The sequence below is a fragment of the Staphylococcus auricularis genome, assembly GCF_051172115.1.
Classification (GTDB): domain Bacteria; phylum Bacillota; class Bacilli; order Staphylococcales; family Staphylococcaceae; genus Staphylococcus; species Staphylococcus auricularis_A.
Genome location: NZ_JBPIZN010000002.1, coordinates 77,537 through 97,431 on the forward strand (window position 1 = coordinate 77,537; position 19,895 = coordinate 97,431).

Consider the following 19,895-nt stretch of genomic DNA (forward strand, 5'->3'; position numbering starts at 1 on the left):
ATAACAGTCAAGAAATTTATAAAAGAAATAACCTTTACGTTTGTGAAGGTAAAATAGAAGTTTTATTAAAATATCTCCTTGATAATACTATAAAGAATTTTTAATTAATAATTAATAGAATGTATTGCAAATACAGGGGTTATTCTGTCTTTTTCATACATTGCATAAGGAGGGGGATAAATGGAAATAAGAGAGTTAACATATTCAGACGTAGAACAATACTTCATATATATCAAAGAGTGGAGAAAATATGATGAAAAAATAATTCCTCAATCTTCTAATATAGAACACAAAAATTTCTATGACTATGTTGATTTTTTATATAATGAAAAGTTTAACTCAGAATGGGTTGAAAATGTTACTCTTTTTTGTTTTGAAAACAATGAAATATTAGGAGCTATTAATATTAGATATCATCTAAACAAAGACTTACTAAATGTTGGAGGGCATATTGGGTACGGTGTTAAAAAGACTAAAAGAGGTATGGGAGTAGCAACAAAATTATTATCAAAAGGATTAGAAATTTTAAAATTGCGTGGATGTAATTATGCATTGTTAACTTGTGACTCAACAAATATTTCTTCACAAAAAGTTATAAATGAATTCAATCATCAAAAATTATCAAATTTTACAAATCCTGATGGTTGTATCACTTTTAGATACAAAATTTTATTGTAAAAGGTGTTATTATGATTAACAATAACCTGAGACTAGGGTCACTAACTTTTTTATACCCCTACAATTTATGGTATTAGTTAGCAGTATAGAAAAAACACTTGTACTCCATAAAGTTAAATTTCAGACCAGTTTTTGGAGTACATCACATAAAAGATTCCTTTAGAAATAATTATATTACCTTGGCTCTCTATTTAATTCTAGTTTTAATGACACTCATCGTTATTTTGACTTATCTATTTTGGGTATAAGGACAGATTTAATATTTAATACCTATATTTTCTATAATGTGATAGTAGGAAAGTTTGTCTACTAGTGTTTTTGTAGTTTTATTGGTTACCAAATATAAGTATAAAACTTTTTAAACTTTGTTGAAACAAACTAATAAATTAGCTACTCTAATATTGTGATATCTACTAACAACTTTTAATTTTTATCGTGATTAAACAAGAGGAGTGGAGTTAATGAAGTTTCGAATGATAGCAGTACCGGTATTAGCGCTAGGGGTATTAGCTGCTGGTTGTAATGATAATGAAGAGGTAGAAGGCGACGAAGATACGCAAGCGGAACAATCTCAACAGAGTGCAAGTAGTCAAACCGCTAAACTTCCTAATAAAGTCTTTCATAGTGATAAAGAAAATCAAAATTTAACTGAATCAGATATGAAAAAAAGCATCAAAACGTATCTAGATACAGATGAAAAAATAAATAGAGTAATTAATCCATATCTAGATAAGTTAGATGAGGAAGAAGATCATGATAAAAAAGAGGAAAAGCATTTAAAAAAGCTGAAGATTTATTAGATGAAAACGATGAAAACTTTGAAAACTACATCGAAAATAATCAAGTACCTGAAGGTTATCAAAAGTATTCAAATAAAATTAGTGAATATATCAGTTCAGCACATGAATACGAGGAAGATGTGTTAGATATGTATGAGAAATATTCAGATGGTGAAACTCCTTCTAAAGCAGATTTGGATAAATTACATGAAAAAGATGATATCGTAAATGGTCGTGAACAAGAGAAAATTGAAAAATTCTTGGATGAAAAAGGGATTGAAACAATTAATTTCCAAAAATAAGGAAGAACGATTGTTATACTCAGACTAAAAATATCTTTAATTTTTATCGTGATTAAACAAGAGGAGTGGAGTTAATGAAGTTTCGTATGATAGCAGTACCGGTATTAGCACTAGGGGTATTAGCTGCTGGATGCAATGGTGAAGATGAAGTCGAAGGCGACGAAGATACGCAAGCAGAACAATCACAACAGAATGAAAATAATCAAACCGCTAAATTACCAAATAAGGTCTTTCATAGTGATAAAGAAAATGAAAATCTAACTGAAGCAGATATGAAAAAAAGCATCAAATCGTATCTAGATACAGATGAAAAAATTAATAGAGTTATAGAGCCATATTTCGATAAGTTGGATGGTGATGAAGAGCTTAGTAAAAAAGAGGAAAAAACCTTTAAAAAAGCTAGAAACTTAATAGATGAAAACGATGAAAACTATGTCGAAAATAATCAAATTCCAGAAGGTTATCAAAAATATGCGCCTAAAATCAGTGAATACATGCAAGCAGTTAATTCTGAAAAAGACGATGATGTGACTGATATGATAGAAGATGCTGTAGACGGTGATTTTCCTACTAAAAAAGAAGTTAAAGAAGCAAAAGACTATACAAGTAAAGCAAATGGTCGTGAACAAGAGAAAATTGAAAAATTCTTGGATAGAAAAGGCATTGAAACAATTAATTTTCAAAAATAATAAAGAAGCGATGGTTATACCTCAATGACGGTAATCATCGCTTTTATCATATTAATCGAGTTGTTGAAGGGTTTCTACCACAGAAACCATGTCATCATGGATTACTAAATCTGCGTTTCTGTCATAGGGTGTTACATCTTTATTGATAATGACTAGGTTTTGGCCTTCGAAGTTTGAAATTAATCCGGCTGCGGGTTGCACGACGAGAGAGCTTCCGAGCACAATCATCGTATCGGCTTGTTGGATTTTTTGAAGTGCGCTGAGTATCGTCGCTTGATCTAACATTTCTCCATACAGCACAATATCTGGTCGAATGTAACCCCCACATGTTTCACAGTGACGAAGTTGATGTTCGAGTACATATGCTTTCGTATATTGCTCGTTACAATTCATACAGTAAAATCGGTTGAGCGTCCCATGAAGTTCATCGACATGTTTATTACCGGCATCGGAATGCAGTCCGTCTATATTTTGCGTAATGACACCTAAAGATTGCTGATTTTCCTCTAATTCCGCAATCCAACGATGTACGATATTGGGTGCTTTATCTGCATGTAATAAATACTGATAACAGAAATCGATAAAACCTTCTGGATCTTGTTGTAAATAATCCGAACTGAGTAAATATTCGGGTTCGTAGCCGTGTTTTGCGACAGTATCATAAAGTCCTCCGATTGAACGGAAGTCAGGGATGCCGCTTGCGACAGAAATTCCAGCACCAGTGAAGAACACAATTTGCTCAGATTGATCAATGATTGATTTTAATGTTTCGACATCTTGTGGCACATCTTTCCCTCCCATAGTTTAATTATCACCTATATGTAAATCTCACTTATTTTTATATTGCCCATCCCTCATTTTATAAAACAAACTCACGCTTTTCACCTTCATTTTGAACATAAAAAAGAGTAGGATGCATGCGTTCATCCTACTCTGATAACGTTTCTTATATTTATCCAGCATCATGTGAAAAGTGCTTATCCAACATCTTGTGGAGTGAATTTTTCCCAATCACAAAGCGTGATAATGGGAAGTGTGATAATACAAAGGCCATACCTAAACTAAAGCCGAGCGTAAATAAGGTTAATAAGATTAAGAAAATCGATGGCACGCCAACGAATGAGGCAAGTGCTTTAGAAAGGTAACTGTTGACGAGTGGATGTGAAAGATAAATGAAAAAGGACACATCACTAATCAATAGTAATAGCGTAAACTTGTGTTTGCCGATCACTTGCATGAGATATAATACGAGCAAGAATGTAAAGACTGTATATAACAGTAAATCAAATCGATAAGATTTCACGTATGTCACATCAAAGAAGTGATACATAATGAAGATCCATAGAACAGATAAGGCCCACAGTCCACACAAAGGCCAAAGATGTCGTTTCACTGAACTCATGATACGTTCGTAATTTTTACCTAAATAATAGCCAAAGATAAAGTAAAAGATCCAAAATGGAAGGGCAGTACGATTATGGAATGGGTAGTATGTGTCCCACCATTGGAAATACGGTTCGTACGCATACGCGAGTAAGGAATGCGTTAAACTAATGAGGAATGAAATCACCAACATGATGAGGGGATTCGCTTTGTTTAACCATTTATAGAATAATGCATGTAAGATATAAAACTGAAAGATCACAATGATAAACCAGCCGTGCCAATTCCCATAGAGGACATTGTTGGTAAAGATTTCAAAGAACCCTTGTGATCCATCCGAATCTAAATAATTCATCAGTGAGAAAAATGTACCGATCAGTATGTATGGCATTAATATAAATTTGATTCTTTTAAGAAAGAAGTCATCGGGCAGCCCATTCGAGTACCGCATAGAGAGTAGAATCTCAGATAAGATAATAAAAGACGGAGTTGCGAATAATAAGAGTACCCTCAAGAACTCATAAAATGGGAGGCTCGCATCAGGGGTGTCTGCATCATTGAGTAGTCCCGGAAAGGAGTGGATGGCTACGATGGTGATACAGAAAAATGCCCGCGCATATGTAATTTCTATCTTTTTCTTCAATGACTTACCTCCTTTGCTTCAACTTCACTCCCTTAATCATGGTAGATTTTGTATTTAAGAAAATCAATAAAATATACCTTTATCAATATTAAGTGTTTGTAAATATATATTAATTAAATGTAAATAGCATCTATTGAAGCCGCACAATGAAGGGAATTGTCTTCGAAAGTCGACAATAAAAATACCACAGAACAGCAAGGACTATTCTGTGGTACATTACGATGGATGCGTGGGGAAATGCTCGAATAGTTAACGTACTTAATTCATCATCAAGACGATTTTATTGTTGAAGCGGTGCTTTAAGAAAGGGATAAAGCGAAATAAACCGAACGCACCCCAGCGATGACTAAAGTAATCAAAGTAATTAAACTCACATGCGACTTCCAGTTGTGATGGCTTAATCGCATTGAGTTGTCTGAGCGTATTGTATCCATATTTAAAAGGTGGATGAGACTTCAATTGAGACACGGATTTATGTTCTTTCGTATGTTTGGCGATTGTTTTAGAACAATGTTCTATCGCGAAGAGGAGATTGTGATCTTTGAACGCTTCACTGATTTGTTCTAACAACATCGCATTCGTTGCTTTGTCGAAATACATAAGAATCCCTTCAAAGATAAAGAGGATGTCTTGTGATTCATGATATATAGGATCTTGCTTAACTTGGCCAATCCAGTCAAAGTCTAGCATCGATTTGGCAATCATCTTATGGTAACGCGTCTCAGGGAAAAATGGCGCGCGCACTTCAATCGCTTCTGGTACATCTATATCAAACCAAGGGACGTCGTCGAGCTTCAATCGTTTATAACGCGTATCTAAACCACTCCCTATATTAATAATGAGTGGGTGTTTTGTATGTTCAATAAAATACTTTACGACTCTGTCTAGAATAAATGTACGTATACTAATGCCAATTTGAGACGATGGGGCTTGAGTAATTGTCGCAAAGGGATAATCTAATTGTTCAAAAATCGTTTTAGAATACGGATCATTGATGATAGGTTCTGAGTGGTTCGTTTCTACTGCTCTAGCGGCTAAAGGGATCAACATAGATTCGGGTATGCCATTTAATGTTTTCATAACTATACTCCTTGTGTTCATAATTTGAGTTCATTACATTTTATACTTGATTAATATGATCAGCTATATCATAAATGATACTACCTTCATATGTGAGCGTACAGAGTCATAGTTAGATTACCATTTCAAACTACTAAAATCATATATTTTTACAATTTTATTTTTAAGACGATAAAAAATGAGCCAGCGAATGGTTGCCTTGGCTCATTTTAGGAATAAAAGGTGGGATGCGCGTATGAAGAGATGAAGATGACTTACACATCTATTTCCTGGGAAATAGTGTCTTCAAACGCTTTGTCTGGATCCTCTGTCTTCATATCGATTAACCACTGATCAAAGGTGTCGTCATAGATTTTCTTTCCATCATGAATGAAAATGATTTGGCTCGTCGAATGATACAGATCTTGAAGTTGATGTGTTGAGATAAGTACGGTCTTGTCTTTCGCTAATGCTTTGAGTCGTTTAATGATTAACTTTCGAGAACGAGGGTCTACCCCACTTGTCGGTTCGTCGAATAAATACAATTTACGATTGAGCGCAGAGAGTAACGTGATGTATAGCCACTTCTTTTCACCTTCAGACATTTTACCGATTGAAAGATGACTGAGATGGTCGAGTTTGTCCAGTTCTTGCGGCTCTAAACCTTGCTTGATTTTATCATCGAATTGAGCGCACTCTTTAGCAGACCCCATATGTTTAATGAGTTGAATAATATCTTGGCCCGTAGTGTAAGACGTAAAAAACATGTTTTGTGTCATATAGATCATGTCACGCTGTGGTGGGAGTTGATGTAATGCATCCACCTTGTGCATGCCAGCCATACAGTCCATGAGCGTTGTTTTTCCAGCCCCATTTTCACCGACCAATACGTTAAGCACGCCTGGCGAAAGTTTAAAACTAATATTTTTTAATGCTGGATAGGTCGTTTTCTTATATTTAAAAGTCATGTCATTGATTTCATACATAGCGAGCACCTCATGTTCTTTGGACTTTCGAATTAATATCTAATTTTAAGAGTGAAAATAGACCAATGATTAAATAAACGGCGTAGACACTCAAGAGTGGTAATAAGGGATGTGTGTGAATCTGACCGATGACGAGGGATAATTCTCTGAAGTAATACAACGGATTGAGCCACTCGAAACCGCCGAATTGATTGCTGGAATTAGCGGTAAGGATGAAGAGCACGATTGTGATAATATTGAGAATCGTCGACACGGATTCAGCTTTCACAGGAATAAATGCGATGATTAAAAACGCAGGTGCTAATGGGACGATGGCGATAAAGTAAAGCAACATATTGATAAATATTCGAAGTGAAAATACATCTAATATGAAGCCCATAACGACCGTCAACAGAGTCAACGAAATTAATCCGACAATGAGCTGTGCGATAATAATCGATAATACAAATGGGTGTTTCTTTCCTGAAATGGAAAAGAACGTTTTTAATAAACCGTGTTGTCTAATGGTTGCAAAATAAGAACCTACACCATTTACGAAGATCATTACGATGGAAAACGCCCAATAAACATAAAGAAATTCGAGCTTTTGCGTGTTGGTTTCAAATTGATTTTGAAGCGGCAAATAAGTGATTAACGACAGAACCAATGGAAAAAGAATGGTCCAAAATAACGAGATCTTATCTTTTGAAAGCATCTTCACGTAATAGTTGAAAAAAGCGAGTGTTTGTCTCATAAAATTCTCCTTATCGTGGCAGTTTCGTCTTGCTTGTGAAGGACAAATTAGCCGGTGATGATAGATACACTTACTTTCTTTGGTAAGATTTTTGTAAAATATGTAGTGAATGTGAGATCGTTTATTTATTTATGTACTGAAATCCAATATGATAAAGAAAATAAGATAATTTAAATATATTGTAATATTCAGAAAATGTGAAGTGCTTTTTTAAATAAACGTAGGAAATCTCTCTGCAACTAAGCTCATTTTTAATTAAACGGCATAAACATGTTACGATATGGGTGAAATATGTTGTAGAGGATGAAGGTAGTCTATAGTAAACTTAAATTGCGTTATTACACATAGGAGGCTCCTGAAATGCATAAAATGAAGTTACTTGTTGTGGGGTTGTGTCTGGGTTTAGCAGCGTGTGGTACACAAAATGATACAGAGCAATCTGAGGATAAAAATCAAAAATCAAATACGGAACAAGTGAAACAGGAACCTGAACATCACAAAGAAGTGAAAGACGGTGTGACATATGTTGATGATATCTTAATTGTGAACGCCGACCATCCGTTGCCTGAAGATTACAATCCAGGTGAAGACACGAAAGCGAAAAAAGCGTTAAATCAACTGTTAGAGGATGGTAATCAAGAGGGTTTAAACTTATTCATTACAAGCGGATTTAGAAGCTATCAATATCAAGAACAAGTCTTTAATGAATATGTCCAACGAGATGGCAAAGCAGCTGCCAAAAAATATAGCGCAGAACCCGGTACCTCAGAACATCAATCCGGCTTAGCGTTCGATATTGGTTCACAAGATGCACCGAATAACTTTGATCAATCCTTTGGAGAAACGAACGCGGGTAAATGGATCAAAAATCATGCGCATGAGTACGGATTTATAGTGAGATATCCTGAAGGTAAAGAAGACATCACAGGATACCAATACGAACCATGGCATCTCAGATATGTCGGTAAATCAGATGCAGAAAAAATTAAAGAATCTGGCAAAGCCTTAGAAGAATATGTCGGTTTGGATGAAGAAGATAAAGAGAAATAATGTTTCGCAGAATAAAATAGCGCATATAAAAAAGCCATTAAGTGAACGAATCACTTAATGGCTTAATGCGTTGCATCAACTAGATATATCGTTAATGACGTGTAGCCTGTCCCTTATTCTTATTTTAAGAAGTCTGGGTTGTTGTATGGGATACCGTCTGAATAGTCGTAGAAGCCTTTTCCTTCGTTGATACCAGTTTCGCCTTTATCAATTTTTTCTTGAAGGAGATCAACGATTTTTTTATCTGTTTCATCGTTTGTTTGTTCGTATTCAGCTTCTTTAATATTTTTAGTTGTGTTTAATCCAACATTATCGATGATACCGAATGGTCCCATTGGTGCGCCAGTTGCGATCATCCATGTTTTGTCGATCAATTCTGGTTCAGCAACGCCGCGTGCATTTAAGTCTAATCCTGCGTTTAAGAATGGAACAAGTAATGTGTTTAAGATATAACCAGGTTGTTCTCTTCTTACAGGAAGGACAACTAAGTGGATGTCGCGGGCAAATGCGAGTAATTTGTTGTAAGTGTCGTCAGTTGTTTTAGAACCAGGCATTACTTCACCAGTGTTGTTTTTCCAAACGTGATTAGCGAAGTGAAGGGCACCGAATTGTTCTGGGCGACCTGTATCTTCTTCGAAATCACTTGGTTTTAATGTTGAAGTATTTGAAGCGATGATTGTTTTTTCTGGTACAACGTCGCGAAGATCGCTGTAGAATGAACGTTTGATTTTAATGTTTTCTGGTACAACTTCGATGACTAAGTCTGCATCTTTCACTGCTTCTTGTAAGTCAGAGAAGAATGAAATGCGTCCTTCGATTTCATCTACGTCGCTGTCAGATGCGTTCATATCATCTTTGTATTGAGGTTTGATGTTGCTTACGCGGTTTTTTGCTGCTTCAACTGCTTCATCGCTGATATCGTAAAGTGATACATTGAAGCCACCTGTAGCAACTTGGAATGCGATTTGGCTACCAAGCACACCGCCACCTGCAACAGTGACATTGTTGAAGCCGTGAGTTAAATTGCGAATTTCTTCAGGATTGTTGAAGAAATCTTCTTGTTCGAAGAGTGGGTTAGGATATTTGTAGAATCCTTCACCAGCAGCTTTCCCTGTTTTACCATCGTCAATACGTTCTTGGAGTTTATCCATGTATTTTTTTTGCCAATCTTTTTGGTCTTTTTCGTAATCGTTTTTCACGATGTTAAGGTTTGTGTTAAGACCGATAGTATCGATGGCACTGAATGGTCCGAATTCTGAATTTGTCGCTTTCATCCATGTTTTATCAATTGTATGTGGATCTGCGATATCGTCACCGAATAAGTATTCACCGGCATGTAAGTAAGGTACGAGTAATGAGTTTTGGATGTATCCAGGTTGTTCTTTTTTAATAGGGATAGAAACCATACCCATTGCTTCAGCGAAATCAACGACAGTGTTGTAAGTTTCTTCTGAAGTATCTTCTGTACCCATCACTTCTGCAGTGTTGAAGTTCCATACTTCGTTTGCGAAGTGAAGTGCTAAGAAGCGATCTTCACGTTTAGTTGCTTCTTTGAAATCACTTGGAGCTAATGTAGAAGTGTTTGTAGCGAAGATTGTATTTTCAGGTGCTACATCTGCAAGACTTGTGTAGAAGTCTGTTTTGATATCAAGTGTTTCAGGGATTGCTTCAATGACGATGTCTGCTTGAGATACAGCATCTTCAAGTTCAGAAGTCAATTGAATAGAATCATATGTTTTGTCGACTTTATCTTGAGAAGCATCTAAATCTTCTTTATATCTGTCTTTTAAAGATTCAAGATTTTTACTTGCTTTGTCGATAGCATCATCACTGATGTCGTAAAGAGTGACATCGAAATCGTGAAAAGCGGCTTGGAATGCGATTTGGCTACCAAGTACGCCACCACCGGCAACTGTAGCGTTTTTAATATCCATAATAACTAACCCTCTTTCCCAAATATTTAAATATTAAATAAGACAAAAAGAATAAACCTTTACAGTATAACTATAGTATACAGCTCTTAATTAAGATAGTTTACCAAAAACTCTTGTTATATATTTCACAAACTAAATTAAATAATTTTTTATTTTGCTAGGGAGTAAATATGAATTGCGTATGGCAGAAACGTGTGTCACTGTATCGGTTTATCATTCACTGAATGCATAGATGACATCAATGGTTTCATATTATCCACTATATGATGGGTTATACCCCTTTTTCACAATTTTTAAGTCAAATATAGGTCAATCTTTATATCTTCATAAAATGATTATTTGCGATAAGAGGGGGTAGGTGATTAATAAATCTTAAACTAAGATGAGGTGAAAGGATTTTATGTTACTTGAAGAATGGAAACAAGAGAAAGAAACCATGCATCTGTTATCCCAAATTTTAGGAAAATATAAACTTGAAGCAGCGTATCAACAACCTCAATGGGCTCATGTCCCGTTGGATATCACTGTACAAGGCTTTACGACAGGCATGTTGCATTGTGAAGATAAAGATTTTTCAATTACGGTTAACTTACTTGATGATGAAATTGAAATTCGTGCAGGACGCAATAAATCCTTTATTCCGTTAGAAAATGGCACAACAATCAAAGATTATTACGAAGAGATTCGTGATTTCTTAAAACAAAATGGCGTGACTGTAGAGATTAATACGACGCCACAAGAAGTCGAAGATACAACACCATTTGAACAAGATACGACACATCATCATTATGACAGCGAAATCAGCAACAAAGCACTCGACATTATGAAATTTGCGTATCATGCTGAATCTACATTTATCGCATCTCTTCGCACAAGAAAATTCCAATCCGGTTTATTCTGGGGTACGTTTGATATTTCTAGTGCGATCATCAACAATGTGCACCGTCCATTTGAAGATGATGACAAAGTGATTGAACGTGCCGCATTTGATGAAGAGATGATCGAATTCGGCTTCTGGTTTGGTGATGATCAGTTTAAGGGGCCTACGTTCTTCGTGATGTCATATCCATTTGCGGAAGATGATTTTGAATGCCATGAAGACTTCCCAGATGGCAGCTATTTCGATGGCGATATGGGCGAGTTCTTGTTAGAAGTTTCAGATTACGGCCAAGATACGGTGAAATCAGTCGAGAAATTCTTATATGAATCATATAATCTTTTACAATCTTACTTGAACTGGGAAGATTGCGACCATTTCCACTTACCACTGAAAATGCGTGAAAACCACTTAGATTAATTAGAATCATTTAGCCAACTGCGAATTTAAGATAGAGAAAAATGAAAGGTCTGGAGGCTTAATATGAAAGCGTTAATTTTAAATACGACGTTAAAAACAGGTGACGAACCTTCACATACGGAAGCTTTAGCGAATGAAGTTATAGATATTTATCAACAAGAAAATATTGAAACTGAAATGGTGAGAGTGACAGATTACGATGTAAAATACGGAATCGATAGTGATATGGGGGATGGCGATGAATGGCCACAAATCTTAGATAAAATTCTCGACGCGAACATCGTACTCATCGGTACACCCCTTTGGTTAGGTGAGAAAAGCAGTGTTGCTAACTTAGTCATTGAACGTATGTACGGTAGTAATAGTATTAAAAATGAAAAAGGACAAGCCGCATTTTACAACAAAGTCGGTGGTGTGATTGTGACAGGTAATGAAGACGGAGCGAAACATGCATCAGCGTCAGTGCTTTATGGATTGTCACATATCGGATTTACTATTCCGCCAAATGTGGATGCCTATTGGGTCGGAGAAGCAGGACCAGGCCCTTCTTATAGAGATATCGATCATGAAAATGAATTTACCAAACAACATGTACAATGGCTCGCTTACAATACCATTCATATGGCACGTATTTTAGATGCAACACCTATCCCAAATGAAGGTAACCAATTAGATGGTTAATTGAAGCGGGTGTCGCTGTTGTGGTGGCGCCTTTACGAAGTGGATTGTTTGTTGAAAGGTAAGTAATAGTAATATAAAAAAGCCATTAAATGACTTCAACAAAGAAAGCATTTAATGGCTCATTTTGATTGGAAAAAGATTTCAAATTTGTTTCTGACAGTATATATCTTAGATGACTGGAATTAGTTATCTTCACCATCAACGTTAACTAAGATTTTAGCTTGTTTTTTGTCGTTAGCTAATAATTCAAAGCCGTCTGGAACTTCATCAAGTTTGATTTCTGAAGTAACCATTTTGGGTGAATTGATACGTTCATTTTCAATTAATTCCATTGTATCTAAGAATGTATCGTACGTATAACCAAGAGAGGCTTTAACGTTTACGAATGATTTAGTAAGTTGCGCAGGGTTCCAGTTGATTTCTTTAGAGAAGATACTCAAGATAACAACTTGACCACGTGCTCTTGTTAAATCAATAGATTGAACGAATGTAGGGGCAACACCTGCGACTTCAAATGTTACGTCGAAGCCATTTTCGAAACCTTCATTTTCTAAGATTTGATCTGAAGTGTAATCTTTAGAATTGTATACGGCATCTGCGCCCATTTCTTTCGCTAAGTTTAAGCGTTCATCAGATAAGTCGATGGCAACGATACGTTTCGCACCGGCACCTTTTGCACCTAAGATTGTAGCGATACCAATTGGACCTACACCGATGACAGCAACGGTTTCACCGAATTTCAAACCAGATTCTTTAATGGCTTGAATTGCAACGGCTTGTGGTTCAGTAAGTGCTGCATATTTAAGTGATAAATCTTCTGGTACTTTATGTGCGACTGTTTCTGGCACGTTTACGTATTGTGCGAAACCACCTGGACGGTTTAAGCCTAAAGTAGCCACGCCTTCAGTGTTATCGAAGCCTTCAGGTTGATTGTCTAACGTTAAAGCAGGGTTGATTACAACGCGGTCACCTTTAGCGACTTTAGTTACATCTGAACCCACTTCTTCTATAATACCTGTAAATTCATGTCCTAATGGGAATGGAAGAGTTCTTCCTGTAAATTCGTCTTCTTCTTCTGGTGTATTTAACGGACCATGAACATATTCGTGTAAGTCACTACCGCAAATACCAATCCAAGCCACTTTGACTTTTACTTCGTCAGCTTGAAGTGGACGGTCTTCCCAATCTTCCACACGGATGTCTTTTTTACCATAGTAAACTGCTGCTTTCATCATACATGTCCCCTAACTTTTAAAGATTCCACAAAGATAAGTTTAACACTACTTAACCGGAAGTTACATTAATGAAACTTAAATTAATATATAGAAAATATTTTGTTAAAATTTTCACAAACTCTGAGGATGCTGGGGTGGAAGGGGTTGGAAAAAGCGGTTCTGACGGTTCTTTTTTCCATAAAATAGACCAGGCAGTGACGCCTGGTCTTAAAATATATCTATGCAGTCGTGTGAATTAGTTATCTTCGCCGTCTACGTTAACTAAAATTTTAGCTTGTTTTTTATCATTAGCTAATAATTCAAAGCCGTCTGGAACTTCATCGAGTGAAATTTCTGACGTAATCATTTTAGAAGCATCAATACGACCATTTGCGATAAGTTCTAATGTATCTAAGAATGTATCGTACGTATAACCGAGTGACGCTTGTACGTTGACGAATGATTTAGTAAGTTGCGCAGGGTTCCATTCGATTTCATGAGCGAAAATGCTTAGGATGCTCACTTGACCACGGGCTTTTGTTAATTCGATAGCTTGAACAAATGTAGGTGCGACTTCAGCAACTTCGAATGTCACGTCGAAGCCTTTGTCGAAACCTTCACTATCTAAAATTTGTTGTGTATCGAAATTGTTGGAATTGTAAACCGCATCAGCACCCATATCTTTTGCTAAGCTTAAACGTTCATCAGATAAGTCGATGGCAACGATACGTTTTGCACCAGCACTTTTAGCGCCTAAAATAGTTGCAATACCAATTGGTCCAACACCAATTACAGCAACGGTTTGACCAAAGGCAAGTCGTGCTTCTTTAATCGCTTGGTTCGCAACGGCTTGTGGTTCTACAAGTGCTGCATATTTAAGGGGTAGATTGTCTGGTACTTTGTGTACGACTGTTTCTGGTGCATTGACATATTGCGCAAAGGCACCCGGACGGATAAGACCTAAGAAGCCGATACCTTCAGTATTGTCAAAGCCTTCTGGTTGGTTGTCAGGTGTTAATGAAGGGTTGATAACGACACGGTCCCCTTTAGCGACGTGTGTTACGTCTGCACCGATATCTTCCACAATACCTGAGAATTCGTGACCGAGTGGGAATGGAAGTTGTCTATGTGTATATCTATTTGGTTCTGCGGGTGTGTTGAGTGGGCCGTCAACGTATTCGTGTAAATCACTACCACAAATACCAGTCCAAGCGACTTTCACTTTAACTTCGTCTGCTTGAAGTGGACGGTCTTCCCATTCTTCTACACGGATATCTTTTTTACCATAGTATACTGCTGCTTTCATAGTACATGTCCCCTAACTTATTTAATCTATTTCTACAGAATATTTTAACACCAATAATACAAGATATATAATATTAAATCTGAAATTTTGTTGACGAAAATGGATTAGAACTGTATTTAATTTTTACACAATTTAAAATGTGTAACGATGGGCGTGAATGCGCGTTTGAAAATGTCGTGTGCGTGGTGCTGAGTTGTTCAATCATCAAATGGTACAAGCATGCGTTAAATGAAATAGAAAGATTAGCTAACGTGATTACAAAGTAACAAAAAGGAGGTTACAAAATGGATATATCTGCGTTTGAACACTATATCGAGGTCGATCCAGCTCGTGTCGAAAGTCATACCGTCGATGGCTTGGCGCACTATATGACACAATTTATGAAACATATCCCTTTTGAAGATATTCATGTTCAGAACGGTGTGCCGATTTCTACGGATGTTGAAACTAACTTTGACAAGATCGTCCATCAGCATCGAGGCGGCTTCTGTTATGAGTTGAATACCCTGAGCCAGTACTATTTAAAGGCAAAAGGTTACACGGTAGGGAGACTGGCCGCAACCGTTTATACGCCAGAAGGTGACTTTGTATTTAAAGATTCACATCTAACGACATACGTCAAACTCGATGGGAGTACGTATCTTGTCGACGTTGGTTTCGGTAATGCATCTACCGTTCCAGTACCTTTGACAGGTGAGGTTGTTGATGATCATCATTCAGGTCTTTATCGCGTCATCAAAGGGACAACGGATGATTATGAGATGCAACAAAAAGTAGATGAAGCAAGCCCTTGGAAGACACAGTATAGTTTTGATTTTATAGACCGTCCGATAGACTATTTCGATGAGGTTATCGATAAGAACCAACATGATCCCGCATCCGGCTTTGTACAAAATTTAGTTGTGAGTCGTTTAACTGAAGAAGGCCGTTACACGATGTCACAACATCATTTAACGATTACAGATACGTCTGGACAGCAGAAATTACCTGTGACGTCGGATAATTATCGCGAAATCCTAAAAGATTACTTTGATATTGATGAAACGGTTAAAACGCTCGAACCGGCGAATGATTGAGTTTTAAAATAGCATTTATTGGAAGATAAGCAAGTTAAGTTAGCCACCTTAACTTGCTTTTTTGTTTAGCAACTTAGTTTGTCGATGGATTGAGTTGTTCTAGATAGGTTGGCAGCATTTCTGTGAATAAATCGATAAAGGTAAAGTAAGCTGATTTTTCAATATGTTCATCGACTTGGTGGGCTTGATCCATCGTACCTGGTCCGAACATGATGAACGGGAAGCCTTCTCCTTTATCTAATAGTAAATCTGAAGCATCTGTAACTCCGGGAGAAGCTTCTGAAGGGAGCGTCGTATTTAAGTATTTTTCACCCATCTGAATGGCGAGTTCGACGAGTTGATTATGACCAGTGGTGTACACAGGAAGTCTGGACATGTAAGCATCCATTTCTAAATCTGTGTCCTCCGTTTCAATTTGTGATAAAACGTCTTTGAAAAAAGTGATAAATTGTTCGTTGTCATGTTCAGGAATTGTACGAATATTGAATTCAGCTTCGGCATAAGCCGGGATAGAATTCACTTGTTCGCCACCTTTGATGAGTGTGTTATTCATAATCGCATGTCCGAGGAGATCATTCTGTTGATCGAACTGACTGAATTGGTCGTTCACGTCATGAATGAATTGAATGAGTGGCGTAATCGCATTAAATCCAAGCTCTGGCATAGAACTGTGAGACGCATGACCGCGAGAAGTAATCCGAATATCCATAGAGCCACGATGGGCGTAAATAATTCTATCTTGCGAAGGTTCTGCGATAATCAATGCTTCAACATCATTCATATAACCTTGTTGTTGGAATGCTTTCGCGCCTTCACCTACGATTTCTTCCCCTGTTGTGGCAAGTAGACGAATGCGTCCAGTATGGAGTAGGTTTTGATCGTGAATCTCAATGAGGCTGAGTACGAGTGCGAGTAATCCCGCTTTCATATCTGCTGTACCGCGACCATATAATTTTCCATCCACCTCAGTGAGCTTGAATGGATCATATGTCCATTTATCGTGGTCACCAGGTGAAACGACATCCATATGACCAGAAATTCCGAGCACAGGACCTTCTTCTCCAATTTCAGCGACTAGGTTCGCACGGTGTTCACCTAATTCGATAATCTTCGCCTCGATATTGTGGTCAGAGAGCAGTTGTTGTAAATAACGACAGACTTCAAGCTCGTTGTGATTAACGGTATCAATCAAGATTAAATCTTCTAAAAACTGTAGTTTTTGTGCTTCACTAAATAGACTCATGCACACATCCCCTTTATCTAAAATCAGTAAGCTAGGAACCGGTGTCTTTTTACTGCGAATTTAAAATATGTGCCCTCCATTTTTGAACAATGTGGTGCGTTTGCTGCGTGTAGTTGAATATCTGAGTTGGGCGACAGTTCCAATCTCACTCCTTAAAGTATAACACTTTTAGGTTGTGTATAGTTGTAAAATTAAACTAAAAGTGTGTATTGTTTGTGTAGCGCATATATAGATTTTATTTTTATTTTGATAAATTTGTAGTTTGTAAGTTCTTGAAATAAAAATGTTGTGATGTCAATGGTTTGAGGATGAAATCAAGCGAATATTATCGAGTTATGAACGATTTAAGAATAAAATTTGACATATTTATTACAGAAATTTATACAAAAAGTGCCATTTAGTGTTTTAAAAAGTTCATAAAAGGTTATATAATTAATAACTGCAAAGATAATCCGATAGGAATAGTAGGGATATTGGTTATCATATGAACGTACACTCAGGAAAGGCTATACTAAGTCGCTACCCACCCGGAGGAACTTTGCAAGGGAACAATATTGTAAAGATATTTATTTATACGTTAAGTACATGGTGAACGCCTAAAAATGGGCGCTGATCGAGTGCTTAAGGTATAAAGATGTAGTTCCTTTAATTTCATACCTAAGTCGTATATACTATACGTAAAGAATATTAAGGAGGTAGTATTATGGGTAGATTATCTAATAAAGTCGCTATTATTACTGGTGGCGCTTCAGGTTTAGGTGAAGTTACTGCTAGAAGAATGGTAGAAAACGATGCAAAAGTTGTTATTGCTGACTTAAACGAAGAGTTAGGTAACAAAGTTGCTGACGATATTAACAAAGACGGTGAAGGTAAAGCATTATTCGTTAAATTAGACGTAACTAGCGAAGAAGGCTGGAAAGACGCAGTTCAAAAAACAATTGACGAATTTGGTCGCCTTGACGTATTAGTTAACAGTGCAGGTATCAGCATTGCTAAAACTGTTGAAGATTCAACAATCGATGATTTCCGTAAATCATTCGCAATCAATGTTGAAGGACCATTCTTAGGTAGTAACGAATCAGTTAAATACATGAAAGAAAACGAAAATGGTGGTTCAATCATCAACATCGTTTCTATCGCTGGTTTAAGAGGTTTACAAAACGCTGCACCATACAGCACAACTAAAGGTGCATTACGTTTATTAACAGCTGCAACTGCCGTATACTACGCTAACCAAAACTATAACGTCAGAGTAAACGGTGTATATCCTTCTTACATCCGTACACCAATGTTAGAAGATGTTTACAGTGACGAAGAAATCGAAAAACTTAAAGACTTAATTCCAATCGGTTATTTAGGTGCTCCTGAAAACGTAGCAGACAACATTGTTTATCTTGCTTCAGATGAATCAATGTACGTTACAGGTACAGAACAAATCCTTGACGGTGGTCTTACAGCAGGTAACTAATTCAAGTTGCTTGAATAGCTGAAAGATTTCACAACAATTATTTATAAAATCATTTTTGGCCGGTTTCATCTGTAAGGTGAGGCCGGCTTTTTTATTGCGTTGTTTTATAATGTGGCGGTTGTAATTTCTAACAAATTCAGTAACTTTCACCTTTTTCAAATGTTTCTGGTTTAATTCATTTACTAAATGTGATAATTATGAAAGGTAAAGCATATTTTAATACGCAATATAGATTTCGCTTATGACCCAAGGAATAAGAATGTATTGCGACGAAACAACATGTCACAAACGAAGAATAGGAGGCCAAGAAACAGATGGAACATGTTAAAAAGCTGTTAATGCAACTAATTGAACCACTTACACAAGTTGAATTTTACCAAAAATTATTAGTTTATGTCTTAGTGATTGCGGCTTATATCATTATTGGTATGATTGTTATCGCTGTTGCGAAAAAAGTGGTTAGAAAAATTTTCAAAACGAATGCGAAAAAGAAAACACATTATAAAATCAAACGTAGTGAAACCCTTTCTACGTTAGTACAGAATTTGATTAGTTATATTGTCTGGTTCATCGTATTAACATCAATCTTATCACGTTTCGGTATTAGCGTATCTGCGATCTTAGCCGGAGCTGGGGTCATCGGTATCGCAGTAGGTTTCGGTGCGCAAACACTTGTGAAAGATATCATCACTGGTTTCTTTATTATCTTTGAAGGGCAGTTTGATGTCAGTGACTACGTTAAGATCAATACTGCAGGTGCGACGATTGCGGAAGGTACCGTAAGAACAATCGGTTTAAGATCAACACGTATTCAAGCAGATACAGGTGAAATCTTTACGCTGCCAAATGGTACGATCAGTGAGATTGTGAACTTCTCATCAACCGATGTCTCACCACTCGTGATGGTACCTGTGTCACCGAAAGAAAATTACGAAGTGATTGAGAAAAAACTCCTTGAATTCTTGCCAACACTCAAAGATAAACATGACATCTTCGTGGATGCACCAGAATTACTCGGTTTAGATGACATTGATGGTAATCAAATGGTGATAAAACTGCTAGCACACGTGAAACCAGGTATGCATTTCCCTGGTGAACGTTTATTACGTAAAGAAGTTGTCCATTACTTTGACGAAGAAGGCATTGAAATTCCAAAACCGACACTTGTTAAATATGAACAACCAGAACCAGGATCAGAAGACACGCAACAATAAGAAATAAGTTATTCATAAGAAGTTTAGGAAGCGTAATGAAATTGACTGAGAAAGTGAATTTCGTTGCGCTTTTTTTATGTGTGTGGGCATTTTCAATCTATCACGTGCCAACAAATTGGGACTTTCGGATTTATATGAGTAAAAACAATATTTGTGAAGA

Annotated in this window: 17 protein-coding genes and 1 pseudogene; 9 read left to right on the top strand and 9 right to left on the bottom strand. The window is 36.7% G+C overall.

All coding sequences use genetic code 11. From position 1 onward, the window contains the following. Nucleotides 1–180 precede the first annotated feature (180 nt). The 3 genes and pseudogenes from ACSBRB_RS04675 to ACSBRB_RS04685 all read left to right on the top strand — a co-directional run bounded on the left by ACSBRB_RS04675 (nt 181) and on the right by ACSBRB_RS04685 (nt 2,448). Complete coding sequence (locus ACSBRB_RS04675) at nt 181–678, top strand: GNAT family N-acetyltransferase (RefSeq protein ID WP_059106286.1); 498 nt, start codon at nt 181–183, stop codon at nt 676–678. Nucleotides 679–1,151: 473 nt separating this feature from the next. Then, nucleotides 1,152–1,759: pseudogene (locus ACSBRB_RS04680) on the top strand (NDxxF motif lipoprotein). A 74-nt stretch (nt 1,760–1,833) separates the two neighbouring features. Then, nucleotides 1,834–2,448 carry an NDxxF motif lipoprotein gene (locus ACSBRB_RS04685; protein WP_435031833.1) on the top strand — a complete coding sequence of 205 codons (615 nt, stop codon included), beginning with the start codon at nt 1,834–1,836 and terminating at the stop codon, nt 2,446–2,448. A gap of 51 nt (nt 2,449–2,499) precedes the next feature. Here the strand turns inward: ACSBRB_RS04685 and ACSBRB_RS04690 are convergent, their stop codons facing one another. The 5 genes from ACSBRB_RS04690 to ACSBRB_RS04710 form a co-directional block, all read right to left on the bottom strand. Continuing rightward, nucleotides 2,500–3,234 (bottom strand): NAD-dependent protein deacylase, encoded by a 735-nt coding sequence (locus ACSBRB_RS04690; protein WP_370688039.1) that lies wholly within the window; start codon nt 3,232–3,234, stop codon nt 2,500–2,502. A gap of 166 nt (nt 3,235–3,400) precedes the next feature. After that, nucleotides 3,401–4,474, bottom strand: coding sequence for an acyltransferase family protein (locus tag ACSBRB_RS04695; protein WP_435031834.1), 1,074 nt, complete (start codon nt 4,472–4,474; stop codon nt 3,401–3,403). 258 nt (nt 4,475–4,732) lie between these two features. Next, the gene (locus tag ACSBRB_RS04700; RefSeq protein WP_435031835.1) at nt 4,733–5,554 is read right to left on the bottom strand and encodes a class I SAM-dependent methyltransferase; all 822 of its coding nucleotides are present in this window, start codon (nt 5,552–5,554) and stop codon (nt 4,733–4,735) included. 254 nt (nt 5,555–5,808) lie between these two features. After that, nucleotides 5,809–6,519, bottom strand: a complete 711-nt coding sequence (locus tag ACSBRB_RS04705) for an AAA family ATPase (protein ID WP_435031836.1) — start codon at nt 6,517–6,519, stop codon at nt 5,809–5,811. Nucleotides 6,520–6,529: 10 nt separating this feature from the next. Then, nucleotides 6,530–7,252 carry a hypothetical protein gene (locus ACSBRB_RS04710; protein ID WP_059106293.1) on the bottom strand — a complete coding sequence of 241 codons (723 nt, stop codon included), beginning with the start codon at nt 7,250–7,252 and terminating at the stop codon, nt 6,530–6,532. 360 nt (nt 7,253–7,612) lie between these two features. Here ACSBRB_RS04710 and ACSBRB_RS04715 point away from each other — a divergent pair, with 360 nt between their 5' ends. Next, a complete protein-coding gene (locus ACSBRB_RS04715) occupies nt 7,613–8,302 on the top strand; it encodes a M15 family metallopeptidase (RefSeq protein WP_059106294.1) in 690 nt (229 codons plus the stop codon). 119 nt (nt 8,303–8,421) lie between these two features. Here the strand turns inward: ACSBRB_RS04715 and ACSBRB_RS04720 are convergent, their stop codons facing one another. Continuing rightward, the gene (locus ACSBRB_RS04720) at nt 8,422–10,236 is read right to left on the bottom strand and encodes a 3-hydroxyacyl-CoA dehydrogenase (RefSeq protein WP_435031837.1); all 1,815 of its coding nucleotides are present in this window, start codon (nt 10,234–10,236) and stop codon (nt 8,422–8,424) included. A 400-nt stretch (nt 10,237–10,636) separates the two neighbouring features. Between ACSBRB_RS04720 and ACSBRB_RS04725 the strand changes: the two genes are divergently transcribed. Together ACSBRB_RS04725 and ACSBRB_RS04730 are read left to right on the top strand one after the other, a co-directional pair. After that, nucleotides 10,637–11,533, top strand: coding sequence for a DUF5996 family protein (locus ACSBRB_RS04725; RefSeq protein ID WP_435031838.1), 897 nt, complete (start codon nt 10,637–10,639; stop codon nt 11,531–11,533). A gap of 63 nt (nt 11,534–11,596) precedes the next feature. Next, complete coding sequence (locus ACSBRB_RS04730; RefSeq protein ID WP_059106297.1) at nt 11,597–12,214, top strand: flavodoxin family protein; 618 nt, start codon at nt 11,597–11,599, stop codon at nt 12,212–12,214. 182 nt (nt 12,215–12,396) lie between these two features. Here the strand turns inward: ACSBRB_RS04730 and ACSBRB_RS04735 are convergent, their stop codons facing one another. After that, entirely contained in the window at nt 12,397–13,446 is a 1,050-nt protein-coding gene (locus tag ACSBRB_RS04735) for a 2,3-butanediol dehydrogenase (protein ID WP_435031839.1), read from the bottom strand. Between the two features lie 238 nt (nt 13,447–13,684). After that, a complete protein-coding gene (locus tag ACSBRB_RS04740) occupies nt 13,685–14,734 on the bottom strand; it encodes a 2,3-butanediol dehydrogenase (RefSeq protein WP_435031840.1) in 1,050 nt (349 codons plus the stop codon). A gap of 284 nt (nt 14,735–15,018) precedes the next feature. On the opposite strand from ACSBRB_RS04740, the gene ACSBRB_RS04745 reads away from it, so the two are divergent. Beyond that, nucleotides 15,019–15,810: an arylamine N-acetyltransferase family protein gene (locus ACSBRB_RS04745; RefSeq protein ID WP_059106300.1), complete on the top strand. Its 792-nt coding sequence runs from the start codon at nt 15,019–15,021 to the stop codon at nt 15,808–15,810. Between the two features lie 73 nt (nt 15,811–15,883). On the opposite strand, the gene ACSBRB_RS04750 is transcribed toward ACSBRB_RS04745, so the two are convergent. Next, on the bottom strand, nt 15,884–17,053 hold the full coding sequence (locus ACSBRB_RS04750) for an ArgE/DapE family deacylase (protein WP_435031841.1): 1,170 nt from the start codon (nt 17,051–17,053) through the stop codon (nt 15,884–15,886). A 703-nt stretch (nt 17,054–17,756) separates the two neighbouring features. On the opposite strand from ACSBRB_RS04750, the gene ACSBRB_RS04755 reads away from it, so the two are divergent. Further along, nucleotides 17,757–18,521 carry an SDR family NAD(P)-dependent oxidoreductase gene (locus ACSBRB_RS04755; protein WP_059106301.1) on the top strand — a complete coding sequence of 255 codons (765 nt, stop codon included), beginning with the start codon at nt 17,757–17,759 and terminating at the stop codon, nt 18,519–18,521. Nucleotides 18,522–18,835: 314 nt separating this feature from the next. Beyond that, nucleotides 18,836–19,735, top strand: coding sequence for a mechanosensitive ion channel family protein (locus ACSBRB_RS04760; RefSeq protein WP_435031842.1), 900 nt, complete (start codon nt 18,836–18,838; stop codon nt 19,733–19,735). Nucleotides 19,736–19,895 lie beyond the last annotated feature (160 nt).

Coding starts and splice junctions, on each gene's coding strand:
- ACSBRB_RS04735 (WP_435031839.1), bottom strand. CDS start 13,446: ATGAAAGCAGCAGTTTACTATGGTAAAAAAGACATCCGTGTGGAAGAT.
- ACSBRB_RS04710 (WP_059106293.1), bottom strand. CDS start 7,252: ATGAGACAAACACTCGCTTTTTTCAACTATTACGTGAAGATGCTTTCA.
- ACSBRB_RS04740 (WP_435031840.1), bottom strand. CDS start 14,734: ATGAAAGCAGCAGTATACTATGGTAAAAAAGATATCCGTGTAGAAGAA.
- ACSBRB_RS04705 (WP_435031836.1), bottom strand. CDS start 6,519: ATGTATGAAATCAATGACATGACTTTTAAATATAAGAAAACGACCTAT.
- ACSBRB_RS04675 (WP_059106286.1), top strand. CDS start 181: ATGGAAATAAGAGAGTTAACATATTCAGACGTAGAACAATACTTCATA.
- ACSBRB_RS04730 (WP_059106297.1), top strand. CDS start 11,597: ATGAAAGCGTTAATTTTAAATACGACGTTAAAAACAGGTGACGAACCT.
- ACSBRB_RS04720 (WP_435031837.1), bottom strand. CDS start 10,236: ATGGATATTAAAAACGCTACAGTTGCCGGTGGTGGCGTACTTGGTAGC.
- ACSBRB_RS04725 (WP_435031838.1), top strand. CDS start 10,637: ATGTTACTTGAAGAATGGAAACAAGAGAAAGAAACCATGCATCTGTTA.
- ACSBRB_RS04745 (WP_059106300.1), top strand. CDS start 15,019: ATGGATATATCTGCGTTTGAACACTATATCGAGGTCGATCCAGCTCGT.
- ACSBRB_RS04760 (WP_435031842.1), top strand. CDS start 18,836: ATGGAACATGTTAAAAAGCTGTTAATGCAACTAATTGAACCACTTACA.
- ACSBRB_RS04755 (WP_059106301.1), top strand. CDS start 17,757: ATGGGTAGATTATCTAATAAAGTCGCTATTATTACTGGTGGCGCTTCA.
- ACSBRB_RS04700 (WP_435031835.1), bottom strand. CDS start 5,554: ATGAAAACATTAAATGGCATACCCGAATCTATGTTGATCCCTTTAGCC.
- ACSBRB_RS04685 (WP_435031833.1), top strand. CDS start 1,834: ATGAAGTTTCGTATGATAGCAGTACCGGTATTAGCACTAGGGGTATTA.
- ACSBRB_RS04750 (WP_435031841.1), bottom strand. CDS start 17,053: ATGAGTCTATTTAGTGAAGCACAAAAACTACAGTTTTTAGAAGATTTA.
- ACSBRB_RS04715 (WP_059106294.1), top strand. CDS start 7,613: ATGCATAAAATGAAGTTACTTGTTGTGGGGTTGTGTCTGGGTTTAGCA.